The 14,381-nt window shown below is 57.5% G+C and carries 13 protein-coding genes; 9 read left to right on the top strand and 4 right to left on the bottom strand.

Features of this window, described 5'->3' with window-relative positions; translation table 11 throughout:
• Positions 1–16: 16 nt before the first annotated feature.
• Positions 17–1,123, bottom strand: coding sequence for a Hint domain-containing protein (locus tag ACR0BZ_RS14760; protein ID WP_480920598.1), 1,107 nt, complete (start codon positions 1,121–1,123; stop codon positions 17–19).
• A gap of 264 nt (positions 1,124–1,387) precedes the next feature.
• Between ACR0BZ_RS14760 and ACR0BZ_RS14755 the strand changes: the two genes are divergently transcribed.
• Genes ACR0BZ_RS14755 through ACR0BZ_RS14730 form a run of 6 tightly spaced genes read left to right on the top strand, consistent with a single transcriptional unit; the run spans position 1,388 to position 6,809 of the window.
• Entirely contained in the window at positions 1,388–1,837 is a 450-nt protein-coding gene (locus ACR0BZ_RS14755; RefSeq protein ID WP_209597154.1) for a c-type cytochrome, read from the top strand.
• A gap of 16 nt (positions 1,838–1,853) precedes the next feature.
• Positions 1,854–3,221 carry a cbb3-type cytochrome c oxidase subunit I gene (locus ACR0BZ_RS14750; protein WP_480920597.1) on the top strand — a complete coding sequence of 456 codons (1,368 nt, stop codon included), beginning with the start codon at positions 1,854–1,856 and terminating at the stop codon, positions 3,219–3,221.
• Positions 3,222–3,229: 8 nt separating this feature from the next.
• Positions 3,230–4,039: an AAA family ATPase gene (locus tag ACR0BZ_RS14745; protein WP_480774218.1), complete on the top strand. Its 810-nt coding sequence runs from the start codon at positions 3,230–3,232 to the stop codon at positions 4,037–4,039.
• Between the two features lie 9 nt (positions 4,040–4,048).
• Positions 4,049–5,971 (top strand): nitric oxide reductase activation protein NorD, encoded by a 1,923-nt coding sequence (locus ACR0BZ_RS14740; protein ID WP_480920596.1) that lies wholly within the window; start codon positions 4,049–4,051, stop codon positions 5,969–5,971.
• Positions 5,968–6,516: a cytochrome c oxidase subunit 3 gene (locus ACR0BZ_RS14735; protein ID WP_480920595.1), complete on the top strand. Its 549-nt coding sequence runs from the start codon at positions 5,968–5,970 to the stop codon at positions 6,514–6,516. Before ACR0BZ_RS14740 ends, ACR0BZ_RS14735 begins: the two co-directional genes overlap by 4 nt.
• 5 nt (positions 6,517–6,521) lie before the next feature.
• On the top strand, positions 6,522–6,809 hold the full coding sequence (locus tag ACR0BZ_RS14730) for a cytochrome C oxidase subunit IV family protein (protein WP_480920594.1): 288 nt from the start codon (positions 6,522–6,524) through the stop codon (positions 6,807–6,809).
• A 52-nt stretch (positions 6,810–6,861) separates the two neighbouring features.
• Here ACR0BZ_RS14730 and hemA read toward each other — a convergent pair whose 3' ends face one another.
• Positions 6,862–8,085 carry a 5-aminolevulinate synthase gene (hemA, locus tag ACR0BZ_RS14725; RefSeq protein ID WP_480920593.1) on the bottom strand — a complete coding sequence of 408 codons (1,224 nt, stop codon included), beginning with the start codon at positions 8,083–8,085 and terminating at the stop codon, positions 6,862–6,864.
• 185 nt (positions 8,086–8,270) lie between these two features.
• Here hemA and ACR0BZ_RS14720 point away from each other — a divergent pair, with 185 nt between their 5' ends.
• The 3 genes from ACR0BZ_RS14720 to ACR0BZ_RS14710 all read left to right on the top strand — a co-directional run bounded on the left by ACR0BZ_RS14720 (position 8,271) and on the right by ACR0BZ_RS14710 (position 11,542).
• On the top strand, positions 8,271–8,963 hold the full coding sequence (locus ACR0BZ_RS14720) for a Crp/Fnr family transcriptional regulator (protein ID WP_267365173.1): 693 nt from the start codon (positions 8,271–8,273) through the stop codon (positions 8,961–8,963).
• 139 nt (positions 8,964–9,102) lie between these two features.
• Complete coding sequence (locus tag ACR0BZ_RS14715) at positions 9,103–10,113, top strand: D-cysteine desulfhydrase family protein (protein WP_480484321.1); 1,011 nt, start codon at positions 9,103–9,105, stop codon at positions 10,111–10,113.
• A 184-nt stretch (positions 10,114–10,297) separates the two neighbouring features.
• Positions 10,298–11,542: a molybdopterin molybdotransferase MoeA gene (locus ACR0BZ_RS14710; RefSeq protein ID WP_480920592.1), complete on the top strand. Its 1,245-nt coding sequence runs from the start codon at positions 10,298–10,300 to the stop codon at positions 11,540–11,542.
• On the opposite strand, the gene ACR0BZ_RS14705 is transcribed toward ACR0BZ_RS14710, so the two are convergent.
• Together ACR0BZ_RS14705 and ACR0BZ_RS14700 are read right to left on the bottom strand one after the other, a co-directional pair.
• The gene (locus ACR0BZ_RS14705; RefSeq protein WP_480920621.1) at positions 11,539–13,959 is read right to left on the bottom strand and encodes a GcvT family protein; all 2,421 of its coding nucleotides are present in this window, start codon (positions 13,957–13,959) and stop codon (positions 11,539–11,541) included. The genes ACR0BZ_RS14710 and ACR0BZ_RS14705 overlap by 4 nt on opposite strands.
• Positions 13,960–14,111: 152 nt before the next feature.
• A complete protein-coding gene (locus ACR0BZ_RS14700) occupies positions 14,112–14,351 on the bottom strand; it encodes a hypothetical protein (protein WP_480488707.1) in 240 nt (79 codons plus the stop codon).
• Positions 14,352–14,381: the final 30 nt, after the last annotated feature.

Below are 14,381 nucleotides of genomic sequence, written 5' to 3'. Positions count from 1 at the left end.
GCCGCGGCTTGCCGTTTCAGGATATCAAGGGGCGTTCGTTCTTGACGTGACGCTGGACGAGCGCGCGTGCGCGTCTTCCTTTTGCGGGTATTTGCCGCGCAGCCTGAGGGACGTGCCCCGGTTTAGCCAGTTCCGGAAACAGAGTGAAGATCTCCTCTCGGGCGTCAGGGTGAACGCTGGACAGGGCCTGCGCACCAGTGAACAGGCTCTCTGACGGGGCCCCTTCCGCGTAGATGATTTCATGACGGTCGAACAGCAAATGGAAATACGTGACTGACACGGTTTCGTCTGCGACACAGATTCCGGGGCTGGCAACAAGTATGTGGGCCGGAACAAGGATTTCTTCGGTGTCAAACATTCTGACGGCGATCCGGGATCGAACCAGGATACGGTGCTGTGGCGAAACAAGCAGGTCGCGCCGTGGTAACCGATCGCCCAGTGAACCGGCCTCGATCCGAATGGGTTTCAGCCTGGGACGGGCGCGAAGCGCCGCTTGATCCAGATGCCGCGTTCCGATCCAACGTATATGTTGCGGTCCATTGTCGGCAGTCACGACCATGTCACCCACCTTCAGATCCTCGATGGGCATCGGACCTTCTGGCGTCATGATAAGTGTTCCGGCAGTAAAGCACGGCACGTCAATGATGGCAGCCGGGTCAGTTGTGTCGGGCGCATTGGTCGGCGTGACGTTCACGATGTTCATCGAGTAGGTCGTACCGGGCACAAGAGGTTCAGAGGTAATATAGCCGCCCAATACGCCGTCAACTTCGACGCGATATACAGTAATTGTGCCCCCGCCTGGTTTGGACAGAACGTAGGATTCTTCCAGGTATATTGGGCCGCTTAGAAAGGTGGTCGAACCATCGAGGGTGGTGATAGTACCGGTCTGCGTCAGGTCATCACCGTCTTCGTTGTCAAAGCGGTCACCGTTGAAAACATCCCCTGTATCGGGGATAGGTGGTCCGCCGCCGTTTTGAATAAAACCACCGGCTGCGTCAGTCACGCTGAACAAACGACGATCCGTGTCGGGATCAAAATTGACATCCAACGTAACCGTGTCCGGCCCAATCGTATTCACCGTGATGACACCGGGTGTATAACCGATATAGGAATAGTTCGCCATTTTTGCCCATCAATCTTTGAAGCGGAATTTTCACCTTTTCTCAGGTGGTTGATTACGTCCGGTATATCAAGAAGTCGACGCGAAAGTGTTCACAATTGCCTCAGATTTCAAGGCGACCCTAAGGTCATTTCGTTATTCTCGGTGTTTGCGGATCTCTGATCTCGTTCCTGAGGATACTTTAGAAGTCTTGACTTTCGTTAAGGCAGCCCTGTGACCCGCACGTCATGTTGCCTGCACTAGCTAATCTGCGCAAAGGAGAGCGCGATGCGAGAAGTCATGACAAAGAGCATGGCTCGCAACATATTCTATGGCGGGTCACTGTTCTTCATCCTCATCTTTCTGGCTCTATCAGCCCATTCACATCTGTATATCGTCAATTCCGAAAATGCCGCGAAGCTCGACGAAAGTGTGGTTCGGGGCAAACATGTTTGGGAAAAACACGCCTGTATCAACTGCCACACGATCCTTGGCGAAGGGGCGTACTTTGCCCCTGAGGTCGGCAATGTGATGACACGTTGGGGCGTGTTGGACGACCCGGAATCGGCCTTTGAATCCCTCAAGGGCTGGATGGAGGCACAACCCACCGGCATTCCCGGTCGTCGGCAGATGCCGCAATTCAACCTCAGCGATGAAGAGATCCGGGATCTGACCAACTTCCTGATCTGGACGGACAACATCGACGCTCAGGACTGGCCGCCCAACGAGGCTGGCTGAGAAGGGGAATGGAGCAATGAAATACGAATCCCAAAAAATCGCCTATGCCTACTTTGCGGTAGCCATGGCACTGTTCGCGATACAGGTGATCGGCGGGCTGCTGGCTGGTCTGATCTATGTGTCGCCTAACTTCCTGAGCGAGCTTCTGCCGTTCAACATCGTGCGGATGCTGCACACCAACGCGCTGATCGTCTGGTTGATACTGGGCTTTTTCGGTGCGGCCTATTTCCTGATCCCGGAAGAGGCCGAGCGTGAAATCCATTCGCCCAAGTTGGCTTATCTGCAGCTGATCATCCTTGTGGTCGGTACGTTGGGCGTGGTTCTGACCTATGTCTTCAACCTGTTCGAAGGCAACTGGTTGCTTGGCAAAGAGGGGCGCGAGTTCCTTGAGCAACCCAAATGGGTCAAGGCCGGTATCGTCGTTGCCGCTCTGATGTTCCTTTACAATGTGTCGATGACCGTTCTGAAGGGGAAGAAGACTGCAATCACCAATATCCTGTTGTTGGGCCTGTGGGGTCTGGCGCTGCTGTTCCTGTTTGCCTTCTACAACCCAGGCAACCTGTCTCTGGACAAGCAATACTGGTGGTATGTTGTACACCTGTGGGTCGAAGGTGTGTGGGAACTGATCATGGCGTCGATCCTGGCCTACCTGATGCTGAAGCTGACCGGTGTGGACCGTGAGGTGGTCGAAAAATGGCTTTATGTCATCGTGGCCGCTGCACTGTTCTCGGGAATTCTTGGAACAGGTCACCACTACTATTGGATCGGCACCCCCGGTTACTGGCAGTGGATTGGGTCGATCTTCTCAAGCCTCGAGGTGATCCCGTTCTTCGCGATGATGGCCTTTGCCTTCGTCATGGTCTGGAAAGGCCGTCGTGACCATCCCAACAAGGCCGCTCTGCTGTGGTCGCTGGGCTGCGCAACGCTTGCCTTCTTCGGTGCTGGTGTCTGGGGCTTCCTGCATACGCTGCACGGGGTAAACTACTATACCCACGGCACACAGATCACTGCGGCCCACGGTCACCTGGCCTTCTACGGAGCCTATGTTTGCCTCAACCTGGCGATCTTCAGCTATGCGATGCCGATCCTCAAGAACCGTGATCCTTACAATCAGGTGCTGAACATGGGATCGTTCTGGCTGATGACCAGCGGTATGGTCTTTATGACCTTCGTGCTGACCTTCGGCGGAACCGTGCAGACGCACATGCAACGTGTGGTCGGAGATTACTTCATGGACGTACAAGACCAGATCGCAATCTTCTACTGGATGCGTCTGGGTTCCGGTATCGTCGTGGTCCTTGGCGCGCTGCTGTTCATCTACTCGATCTGGGTTCCCCGGAAAGAAGTTATTGAACCCGGCGCCGCCGAAACCCCTGCGGAGTGATGATGGATATGGATGGCTCCATAAAACTGAATGAGGGGGCGGCAAACGCCCCCTTCTACCTGCCCCAAGGCGATGAATGCGATGTGTTCACCGCGGCTTATAACAACGACTTGCCAGTTCTGCTGAAAGGTCCGACGGGCTGCGGCAAGACCCGCTTTGTGGCCCACATGGCCGCAAAACTTGGCCGCCCGCTTTATACCGTAGCCTGCCATGATGATCTGGCGGCTGCTGACCTGATTGGCCGTTATCTGCTGAAAGGCGGGGAAACCGTCTGGGTCGATGGCCCCCTGACCCGCGCAGTGCGCGAAGGCGCGATCTGCTACCTCGACGAGGTGGTCGAGGCCCGTAAGGATGTGACTGTCGTTCTGCACCCGCTGACCGATGACCGGCGCATCCTGCCAATCGACCGCACCGGCGAAGAGCTTGAGGCCGCACATGGCTTCATGCTGGTGGCGTCGTACAACCCCGGTTACCAGAATATCCTGAAAACCCTGAAACCTTCGACTCGGCAACGCTTCATCTCTTTGGAGTTTGATTTCCCGTCCGCGCAGATGGAAGCCGAAGTGGTTGCACAGGAAAGCGGTCTGCCGCTGGAACGTTGCAAGCCGCTGGTGCGGCTGGCGGGTAAGCTGCGCGGGCTCAAGGGTCAGGATCTTGAGGAAGGCGTTTCCACCCGACTGGTTGTTTATGCCGCGACACTGATCGCACAAGGAATGTCCACCGACCGCGCCATCCTTGCCGCCATGATCGAACCTCTGACAGATGACGAGGATATCAAACGCGGGCTCCTCGATCTTGTTACGGCTGTCTTTGGGTGAGGCCGGCCGATGGTCAAGATCGATTTTGAGCCATGGGAACCCGAAGAAACGATCGGGAAACTGTGGCACACCCTTGCCAGCCGCCTCGATGCACCACAGGTGCACGATGGAGCCGCGGTCGACCTCTCAGAGGTCGCGGGGCGGCTGGCCGTCCTCTTTCGAGGGCTGGGCGGTGGTCCGGGCGTAGAGTTGCGCCCGGTCTCGCCCGAGGTTTCACACCACCGTCTGGGTTGGCGTCGTCGTCTGGCGACAGAGGCAGAACTGATGCCACGCGCCTCGTTCGACGGTGAAGTTCTGCGCCTACCGGACCGGCTGGCGGTTTTTCCAGCCCGCGAAGCAAACGGCGCGCTGTATGTCTGGCTGGCCGCTGCGGCTGCCCATGCCGGAACGCGAATTGATGAAGACGATCCGCTGCGCGCCGACCTGCGCGCGCTGATCGCCGCGCAGAGAATGGTTGATACGACGCTGGACGACGCCCCCGGCCTGCGCCCGCTTTACACCGAACTTTGCAAGGGCGTGCTGCATCGGCGCGATATCCCCAACCTGCCACCGATTGAGGACGCAGTTGAAGAGCTGATCCGCCATAAGTTGGGTGACCCTCAACCGCTGTCGGCGAAAGCCGAACAGCTTCTGACACTGGACGAGGACCTGATCGCCCCTCGCGGCTATCAGCCTATGCGCCCGGTTCCCCTGTGGCCCGAACTGCGCGCAGTTGGCTTTTCCGAACATAACGAGGTGGAAAACCCCGAAACCGAAGGTCCGCCCGAGGAATCCGGTGAGAAAACCCACCGCGCCCGCCGTCGCAAATCGGATCAGGCCGAGCGCAGCGACAGTTTCATCCTGCACAAGTTCGAAGCCATCCTCAGCTGGGCCGAGTTCCTGAACATCAACCGCCGCATCGACGATGACGATCCCGACAACGCCAAGAAAGCGGCCGATGATCAGGAAGAGATTGGCCTGGGTCAGATATCAAAAGCCCCCCCAACGCGGCTGAAGCTGCACCTTGATCTGGCACCCGAGGATGTGAACCGCGAGCGTCTGTCCGGCCGCATCCTCTATCCCGAATGGGACGTGCGCTCGGGCCGGTATCTGCCAGATCACGTCAACGTCCTGCTGTCGGATGCGGATATCCGCGACGACGCTGCCGCCTTCGGCAAGGACCCTGCCACCGCCCGCCGCATCCGCGCGGTCAAACGCCAGTTCGAGGCGCTGCGCCCCGGTCGTGTGATGACACGCGGCCATCTGGACGGTGACCAGCTGGATATCGAAGCCGCCGTGCGTGCCGAAACTGACCGCATGGCCAGTGGCGAAAGCAACGACCGCATTTGGCAACAATCCCGCCCCGAGGCGCGCGACCTGGCAGTCTCGATCCTGCTGGATGTCAGCCGGTCCACTGAAAGTGCCGTAACCGGTCGCGCCGTGATCGACATTGAACGTGAAGCCCTGGCTGCTTTGGCCTGGGGCCTGAACGCCTGCGGTGACGATTTCGCCATTCATGCCTTCAGTTCGCTGAAACGTCAGCGCGTCTATATCCAGCGATGCAAACGGTTTGATGAGCCGATGGGCGCCAAAGTTGAACAACGTATCGCGTCACTGCGACCCGGTCACTACACGCGGCTTGGGGCCGCGATCCGCCACTGTTCAAAGGATCTGGCAAGTCAGACCCGCAAACGCCGCCTGTTGCTGGTGATCACCGATGGCAAACCCAATGACCTTGACCATTACGAAGGGCGTCACGGTATTGAAGACACGTGCATGGCCGTGCGTGAGGCACGCCGCGCCGGGCAATCGGTTTTTGGTGTCACCATCGACATAACCGGCAAAAGCTGGTTCCCCCGCATGTTCGGACAGGGCGGTTTCGCTGTTATCCCAGACCCGCACCGCCTGACCATGGCGTTGCCGCAAATATATCGCCAATTGGTCGGTGCATGAGCGAAACCTCCTTCATCGACGAGCTTCCGGGCGAATTGCTGATGTGGGTTCTGATTATCAGTGAGCTGCTGGTTTTTGGTGCCGGGCTGATCGCGTTCATGGGCGTTCGCCTGACCGACCCTGCAGGCTTTGCCGAGGCGCAATCGCATCTTTATCGAACAGGTGCAGCCTTTAACACTGCAATACTGGTCACATCTGGCTACCTGGCCGCGCAGGCCCTGAACTGGCGCCGCGCAGCATTCCGGTTCAAGGCCAAGCTTGCCCTGACAGGCGCGGCCGTACTTGGGATCGCATTCCTGGTTATCAAAAGCGTGGAATATGCTGGAAAGGCGGGGCAGGGCATTACCTATGAAACCCACCCGTTCTTCATGTTCTACTACCTGCTGACAGGATTTCACGCGGCGCATGTTCTGGCCGGGGTGGGTATTCTGTTGCTGGTCGCGTGGCGCGATGATCCTCGTAACATCGAGGCGGGCGCACAGTTCTGGCACATGGTCGATCTGGTCTGGATCCTGCTGTTTCCCGTGATTTATCTTCTGGGATAAACAATATGCCGGCAACTTCATCTTTTGCTAAATACTCCCGCCGGAGGCGTCCGAACTCACTCACCAGCGCATGGCTGGTGCTTCTGGCACTCAGTCTGGCCTCAACGCTTTTAACCCTGATGAAAACGCCTGGCGAACTCATTGCAGGTGGTATCCTGCTCCTTGCCTTGATCAAAGCCCGTGTGATCCTGGCCCGATATCTGGACCTGGCTGAAAGCCCGGGCTGGCTGCGGGGTTTCACCATAGTTTTGACGGGGTTCTCTGCCGTGATCTTCGCACTTTACCTGATCTGAAAAAAGCCGCCCCAAAAGGGGCGGCAGGTTACCAAGCAAAGGGACGCTTAGGTTATTGTGCGGCCATTGGCATCCGCGCGATCTGACAGCGCTGCCACAGCGCCGACAATGCGCCCACCAGATGATCGATATCCTCGTCCGTATGAACGGGTGACGGTGTGATCCGCAGGCGCTCGGTTCCTTTTGGAACTGTGGGATAGTTGATCGGCTGAATGTAGATGCCAAACTCCTCAAGCAGCGTGTCCGAAATGAATTTGCACTTCACCGGGTCGCCAACCATCACCGGGATGATATGGCTGGGGTTGGTCAAATGCGGAATGCCTTCTGCATCCAAAAGGGCGCGTACCTGCGCCACACGGGTTTTTTGCAATTCACGCTCGGCACTTGAATGCTTCAAATGCCGGATCGATGCGGCGGCGCCGGCTGCAATCGATGGGGGTAGGGCAGTGGTGAAGATGAAGCCACTGGCAAAGCTGCGGACAAAATCACACAGCGCGGCTGAGGCTGCGATATACCCACCAACCACGCCGAACGCTTTGCCCAACGTGCCTTCGATGACCGTCAGGCGATCCATCAATCCTTCGCGTTCGGCAATTCCGCCCCCGTGCGGGCCGTAAAGGCCGACGGCATGAACCTCGTCCAGATAGGTCATCGCGCCGTACTTGTCCGCCAGATCGCAGATTTCCTTGATGGGGGCGATATCGCCATCCATGGAATAAACCGATTCAAAGGCGATCATCTTGGGTGCGTTGGGATCAGCTGCGGCCAGTTTGGCGTCCAAATCCGCCAGGTCGTTATGTTTCCAAATCACCTTCTGGGCACGCGAATGCCGGATACCTTCGATCATCGAGGCGTGGTTGAGCGCATCAGAAAACACGATCAGCCCGGGAATTCGCGCGGCCAATGTCCCCAAAGCAGCCCAGTTCGACACATATCCCGAAGTGAACAGCAATGCCGCTTCTTTCCCATGCAGATCGGCCAGCTCAGCCTCAAGCAGAACGTGATCATGCGTGGTGCCCGAGATATTGCGCGTACCGCCAGCGCCTGCTCCACAGCGATCCAGTGCGTCGTGCATGGCAGAGATCACCGAAGGTTGCTGCCCCATGCCCAGATAGTCATTTGAGCACCAGATCCGCACATCCCGCTGAACCGGCCCGTCGGTTTGACGCGCGTTCGGAAACGCGCCACGATGGCGTTGCAGGTCGATGAAAATCCGGTAGTTGCCTTCGTCTTTCAAAGTGTCGAGGCTCTGGCTGAAAAATTGCTCGAAGTCCATCTGGCGTGCTCCCCGGATAACTGAAATTTCGTTGAACCTATGCCAGAGGCGCCCGCCCTTACATGACAATAGTCAAGTTGGAGACTGAGAAAAGGGTGGCACCCCCGCGCTGGCTTTGGCATAGCATATCTCGGGGTTGATCATCCGGGGGTGTTCCCGGAGCGGACGAATAAGGGGCTGCCTTCTTGTCACACGAGGCACAAAAGATAATTGCGCGGCAGTCACTGCTCTTGCGAAGCCTGCCAGAGCAACATGTCGATACTCTGCTGCGTCAGGCCGTCTGGCGGCAATACGACCGGGGCGAGACGATCTTTCTGCAAGAGGAAGAGGCCAAGGCCGTACATGTTGTACTGGCTGGTTGGGTCAAGCTGTTTCGCATTTCCCCGACCGGTGCCGAAGCCGTGGTGAGCGTTTTCACGCGTGGTGAAAGCTTTGGCGAAGCCGTTGCGCTGCGCAATGTGCGCTATCCCGTTTCGGCCGAGGCGGTATCTCCCTGCGAGATCATGCACATCCCAAGTCCGGTGCTGCTGTCGCTGATGAAGCAAGACCCGGAAATCTGCGTATCGATCCTGGCGGCCACATTCACGCATCTGCATTCCCTGGTGGCGCAGCTCGAACAGCTCAAAGCCCAGACCGGTGCGCAGCGTGTCGCGGAATTCCTGCTGAACCTGTGTGATTGCGATGCCGGCCAGTGCGAAGTTGAACTGCCGTATGACAAGATGCTGATCGCCGGGCGTCTGGGGATGAAACCCGAAAGCCTGAGCCGCGCGTTTTCGAGGTTGAAACCAGTTGGGGTTAAGATCAACCGAAACCACGCGGAAATTGCAGATATGGATGTATTGCGGAATTACGCGGAAAGCGACCCGAGCGAGAAATAGAGCCGCGTGACGGTTGCTCTGTATAGTAAACTGGCCATTCCCGGTCTGCGATCTTTCCGGCAATCACTATCTTTCCTATTCTTGCTGGATATGCCCTATCGGGCGTGATGCTGAATGGGTGAGTTGATGGAACACAGGCATGACGATTGAACAGCTACTGGCCGGTTTTCCCCGCGCGAGACTGATGACAGCTGCTACACCGATCGAACGGCTCGACCGTCTGTCCGACCAGCTTGGTCTGGATCTGTGGATCAAGCGGGATGATCTGACAGGGTTGAGCTTTGGCGGCAACAAGACCCGACAGCTTGAATTCTATATGGGCGAGGCACAAAAACAGGGGGCAGATACCATTCTGATCACCGGCGCTGTGCAATCCAATTTCGTGCGCACGGCTGCCATGGCTGCATCGAAGCTTGGGATGGAGGCCGTGCTTCAATTGGAAGAGCGTGTGCCGGATATGGGAGAACATTATTATTCCTCGGGAAATGTACTTCTGGCCCGGCTTCTGGGTGCCGAGCACATGCACTACGATACCGGAGAAGACGAGGCCGGGGCCGACAATGCCCTTCACGCGCGGGCAGATCAGCTGATCGCTGAGGGCCGAAAACCATATGTAATTCACTTGGGCATCGATCATCCGCCCTTGGGGGCGTTAGGTTATGTGGCCGGGGCTGCCGAACTACTGGATCAGATCGCCGATTTCGACGTGGCGGTGGTGCCATCCGGCAGCGGTTCGACCCACGGCGGGTTTTTGGCCGGGCTGCGGCTGGCTGGCAACACGGCACCTGTTTATGGCATCTGCGTTCGCCGCGACCGCCACCAGCAACATGCGCGGTTGCAAAAGGTATTGGAACGGTTGGCGGGTATGATGAAGTTTGACCCGGCTCTGGTCATGAATGACATCCTCACATGGGACGGCACATTGCCCCCTGGATACGGGCGGATAGGTCCGTCCACACGGAGGGCGCTTGAACAGATGGCGCGTGCCGAGGGTGTTTTTCTTGATCCGGTCTACTCGGCCAAAACCTTTGCAGGTTTGTTGGAATTACTTGAAAACGGCACAATTCAACAGGGCCAGAAAGTTGTGCTGTTGCATACGGGTGGGCAACCCGCGCTGTTCGCATATCAGGAAGAGCTGTTCCCGGCCTGAGAGCCATCCGGGAAGCCACTGTAGCGGAAGTCGCGCTTGGCCAGCCAACTCGTCGTTTCGAAGCGCGCGACGCGGTTTCACGTGACCTATGTCAATGACAGTACCGCGGATGTCGTGTCGGTTGAGCGAGCCTAGCCCACCTTAGAATGGATGGAAGGCATGTTCGCAGAGTTGGAGGCTGGATATGGCTGATGGATGCGGCTGTGATCGACACGCGCATATGTATCTGAGCGTGGATGAGGCCCTGCGCCGGGGCCTGTCCGCTGCTGATCCGATCACAGAAACGGAAACGCTACCTTTGGCCGCTGCAATTGGGCGAGTATTGGCCTGCGACTGTTTCAGCAAGGTCGATATGCCCGCTTTCGACAATTCGGCAATGGATGGCTATGCGGTTCGAACAGCCGATCTTGGCGATACCGACCTGTTCCAGATGCCGGTGGCGGGTCGCATCGCGGCGGGGGACAGCGGATCTCATGCTGCACCTGTGGGTAGCGCGCTGAGGATTTTTACCGGAGCGCCCGTTCCCTCTGATTACGACGCCATCGTCATGCAGGAAGATTGTGATTTTGTGGAGGGACAAATTCGCTTCAGCCGCCGTCCAAAGCCCGGGCAACATATCCGGCGTGCCGGTGAAGACCTTCGTGCCGGAGCGCCGATCCTGCGGCGCGGCTGCGAGATTGGCCCGCGTGAGGTGGCAGCCCTTGCTTCCGCCGGGTATGGCGAGGTCGTGGTCCTCCGCAAGCTGAAGGTTTTGATCTTTTCAACCGGCAGTGAGTTGCGCCAACCGGGTGAGCCCCTTGGGCCGGGGCAGATCTATAACTCGAACCGTTACATGCTGCTTGCGCTGTTGCAGAAACCCTGGATTGAAATCACGGACCGGGGGCAAGTTGAAGATGACTCCGAGCTTTTGAAACAGGTCTTGCTGGACGCGACTGAAACCTCTGACCTGATTATCACAACCGGTGGTGTTTCTGTCGGCGATGAAGATCATATGCCGCGTCTGTTCACCGAGATCGGTGGCGTGACGGATGTGATGAAAGTCGCAATGAAACCGGGCAAGCCTATCATGTTCGGTCGACGTGGCCGTGCTCTTTACATTGGTCTTCCGGGTAACCCGGTTTCTGCTTTTGTGACCTGGCAAATTATCGGATCGCAGATGATGGCGCGCCGTGCCGGTCTGCACCACACACCGCAGGCAGCCGTGCAGGCAGTTCTGTCGGAACCTTTGTACCGTACCGCAGGCCGACAGGAATATCGCCCGGTTCAGATTGACGGTTACACACCGGACGGACGGCCCCGATTGCGTCTGATGGAGCCGTCCTACAGTGGTCGTGTTGCTTTGCTTGCGCAAGCGGATGGATTGGCGATCATCCCGGCAGAAGTGACGGAATATCCCGAAGGGCAACGCCTTGAGCTATTGCGGTTTTAAGCCCTAAGCGCTTTTCCTGCGGCATCAAAGGGCGGTTCATGCAGGATTGTGGCCCTGTGTGGGCGCCCCAGAACCATAACCTCGACCTCATCACCTGGCTGGGCATTTTTCACATATCCCAAGGCCAACGACATTCCGACGGTGTAGCCATAGGTGCCCGAGGTCACCCGGCCGATCCCTTCACCGTTCTTGAAGATCGGCTCGCCACCGGTCGCGTCGGCGTTAGATGCTGTCACATCCGCTTCGTTCAGGTGCAGGATCACCAGGTGTTCCCGAGCCGGGTTCTGCAATACTTTCTGCGCAGCCGCCTTGTTGAGGAAGTCCTTTTCGAATTTGCAGAGACGATCAAGACCAACTTCCTGCGGCCAGTACTCCGGGCTGTATTCGCGGCTCCAAGACCCATAGCCCTTTTCGACCCGCATAGACATCAGTGCCCGGCTGCCAACAGGGCCAGCCCCGAACTCTTTTCCTGCCTCAAGCAAGGCATTGTAAAGCCGGGCCTGATCTTGGGTGTCGCAATGCAGCTCCCACCCCAGATCGCCAGTAAAGGAGACGCGCAGGGCAAGGACCTGGACTCCCGCCAGCTCGATCTTGGCGGACCGCATGAACGGGAAATCTTCGGTTGCCAGCGATGTGTTGGTCAGACGTTGCAGGATGTTGCGGGACTTGGGGCCGGCCACGTTAAAGCCGCACATCGCTTCGGTTTTGCTTTCGAAAGCGGTGCCTTCAGGCAGCGGAACCTGTTTGAAAAAGCGTTTGTGATACCGCTCTGCCATGCCTGAGCTGATCACCCAGAACTCGTCATCAGCCACGCGGGTAACGGTAAAGTCGCCTGCAATACCGCCGCGCTTTGAAATCAGTGGGGTCAGACAGGACCGACCAACGGTTTTGGGCATGGTGTTGGCAAAGACGGCGTTCAGCCAGTCTGCCGCACCCGGACCCTTGCAGACATATTTGGCGAAATTCGAGATATCGATGATCCCGGCACGGTCGCGCAACATCCTGCATTCCTCGCCCACCGGTCCCCACCAGTTCTGACGGGTAAAGCCATTGGTGTCTTTGGTGCCGGGCGTTGCGGCAAACCACAGCGGATGTTCCCAACCGGCGTTCAGGCCAAAAACCGCGCCCATGGCTTTCTGCGCCTCATAGATCGGGCGAACCCGTGCCGGACGACCGGCGCTGCGTTCTTCATTGGGGAAATGGATTGCGAACCGATGACTGTACTGATCTGCCACGCGCGCTTTGGTGAATGCCTTGGTGGCCCAGCTGTCAAAACGCGCCAGATCCCAGGCGAACATGTCGTATTCCGTTTCACCCTCGATGATCCATTGCGCTGCCATCTGGCCCATGCCACCCGATTGCGAGAAGCCGGGGATGATACCATTGCAGCAGAAATAGCCATCGACTTCGGGCACTGGCCCCATCAGAACGTTCGAATCCGGAGACCAGATCATTGGGCCGTTGATGACACGCTTGATCCCGGCTTCACCAACCGCCGGTAGGCGTTCGATGGCGTTCATCATGTTCTCTTCGATCCGTTCCAGATCATCAGGGAACAGGTCGTGGGCAAAATCCAGCGGCGTGCCTTCTTCGGCCCAGAACCTCATGTCTTTCTCATAGGCGCCGACCAGCAAGCCGTTGCCTTCCTGACGCAGGTAATACTCTCCATCCCGGTCCGAAACAGACGGCAGGCGGGTGCCGTGGCTTTTCACATCCGCCATGGATTCGGTTACGAAATACTGGTGCTCTGTAGGTTGCAGCGGCAACTCGATTCCAGCCAGTGCAGCAACCTCGCGCCCCCACAGGCCCGCTGCGTTCACCACCCAGCGTGTCCTGATGTCACCTTTTGGTGTTCTGACGATCCAACTACCATCCTCCTGCTGCTCGGTTGCGGTGACCGGAGTGAAACGGTGAATCTGCGCCCCACGTTGACGTGCGCCGACCGCATAGGCATTGGTCACGCCCGACGGGTCCACATTGCCGCCATCGGGTTCGAACATCACGCAACGGATGCCCTCGTAATTGACCAGCGGGTTCAGCTTCTGGGCTTCCTCGATGCTGATCTCATAGAAATTCATGCCATACAGCTTGGCCTTTGCGGCCTGTAGCTTCAGCTGATGTTCGCGTTCTTCTGTCTGGGCCAAGTATAACGAGCCGGGCTGGAATACTCCGCAGCTTTGACCGGTTTCGGCTTCCAGCGCTTTATACAGGCTCATCGTGTAATGTTGGATGCGGCTGATATTGGTACTGTCGTGCAATCCGTGAATGTTGGCGGCTGCGTGCCAGGTTGACCCCGAGGTCAGCTCGTCCCGCTCTAACAGAACAACATCCGACCATCCCAGTTTGGTCAAATGATACAGGATCGAGCACCCGATCACTCCCCCGCCGATGACCACGGCCTGAGCTTCGTTTCGCATTTTGGCTATCTCGCGCGTTTTCGTTCGCGCCTGTTCTTTCATGAAGACTGGCCCATCGACAATGTCGACAAAATTCGAGATCGAATGAAGTCAGCTAAACTCAAACTTTGAAAATTGCCTAGCGTCGCGGTACGCTTAAGCAAATGAGCTCGTCAGAACGTCAATCGGTGTGCGCGGCCACGTTCAAACAACTTCAGGTTCAACTCATCTGCCTCCGGCGCGCCGTATTCCAGCGCAAACACAAATGCGTGGGTCAGATAGAAGCACGCGGCTTCATGATGCTGGCGCTCTTCGGCGAGAATCGCCGCTTGGTGATACAGCCGGATCAATGCGGGTACATCTTTTTCCGCATGGGCCCGCAAGAGGTGTTTGTCGAGTTCGTCCAGATCCACTGTGACCCTTTCAGCGAATTCACCGGCTGT

This window comes from Ruegeria sp. P8 (assembly GCF_056534665.1).
This window is presented reverse-complemented; position numbering and strand designations above follow the sequence as displayed.

Excerpts from the sequence above, each read along its gene's own strand:
- ACR0BZ_RS14760 (WP_480920598.1), bottom strand. The coding sequence starts at position 1,123 with ATGGCGAACTATTCCTATATCGGTTATACACCCGGTGTCATCACGGTG.
- ACR0BZ_RS14755 (WP_209597154.1), top strand. The coding sequence starts at position 1,388 with ATGCGAGAAGTCATGACAAAGAGCATGGCTCGCAACATATTCTATGGC.
- ACR0BZ_RS14750 (WP_480920597.1), top strand. The coding sequence starts at position 1,854 with ATGAAATACGAATCCCAAAAAATCGCCTATGCCTACTTTGCGGTAGCC.
- ACR0BZ_RS14745 (WP_480774218.1), top strand. The coding sequence starts at position 3,230 with ATGGATGGCTCCATAAAACTGAATGAGGGGGCGGCAAACGCCCCCTTC.
- ACR0BZ_RS14740 (WP_480920596.1), top strand. The coding sequence starts at position 4,049 with ATGGTCAAGATCGATTTTGAGCCATGGGAACCCGAAGAAACGATCGGG.
- ACR0BZ_RS14735 (WP_480920595.1), top strand. The coding sequence starts at position 5,968 with ATGAGCGAAACCTCCTTCATCGACGAGCTTCCGGGCGAATTGCTGATG.
- ACR0BZ_RS14730 (WP_480920594.1), top strand. The coding sequence starts at position 6,522 with ATGCCGGCAACTTCATCTTTTGCTAAATACTCCCGCCGGAGGCGTCCG.
- hemA (WP_480920593.1), bottom strand. The coding sequence starts at position 8,085 with ATGGACTTCGAGCAATTTTTCAGCCAGAGCCTCGACACTTTGAAAGAC.
- ACR0BZ_RS14715 (WP_480484321.1), top strand. The coding sequence starts at position 9,103 with ATGACGATTGAACAGCTACTGGCCGGTTTTCCCCGCGCGAGACTGATG.
- ACR0BZ_RS14710 (WP_480920592.1), top strand. The coding sequence starts at position 10,298 with ATGGCTGATGGATGCGGCTGTGATCGACACGCGCATATGTATCTGAGC.
- ACR0BZ_RS14705 (WP_480920621.1), bottom strand. The coding sequence starts at position 13,959 with ATGCGAAACGAAGCTCAGGCCGTGGTCATCGGCGGGGGAGTGATCGGG.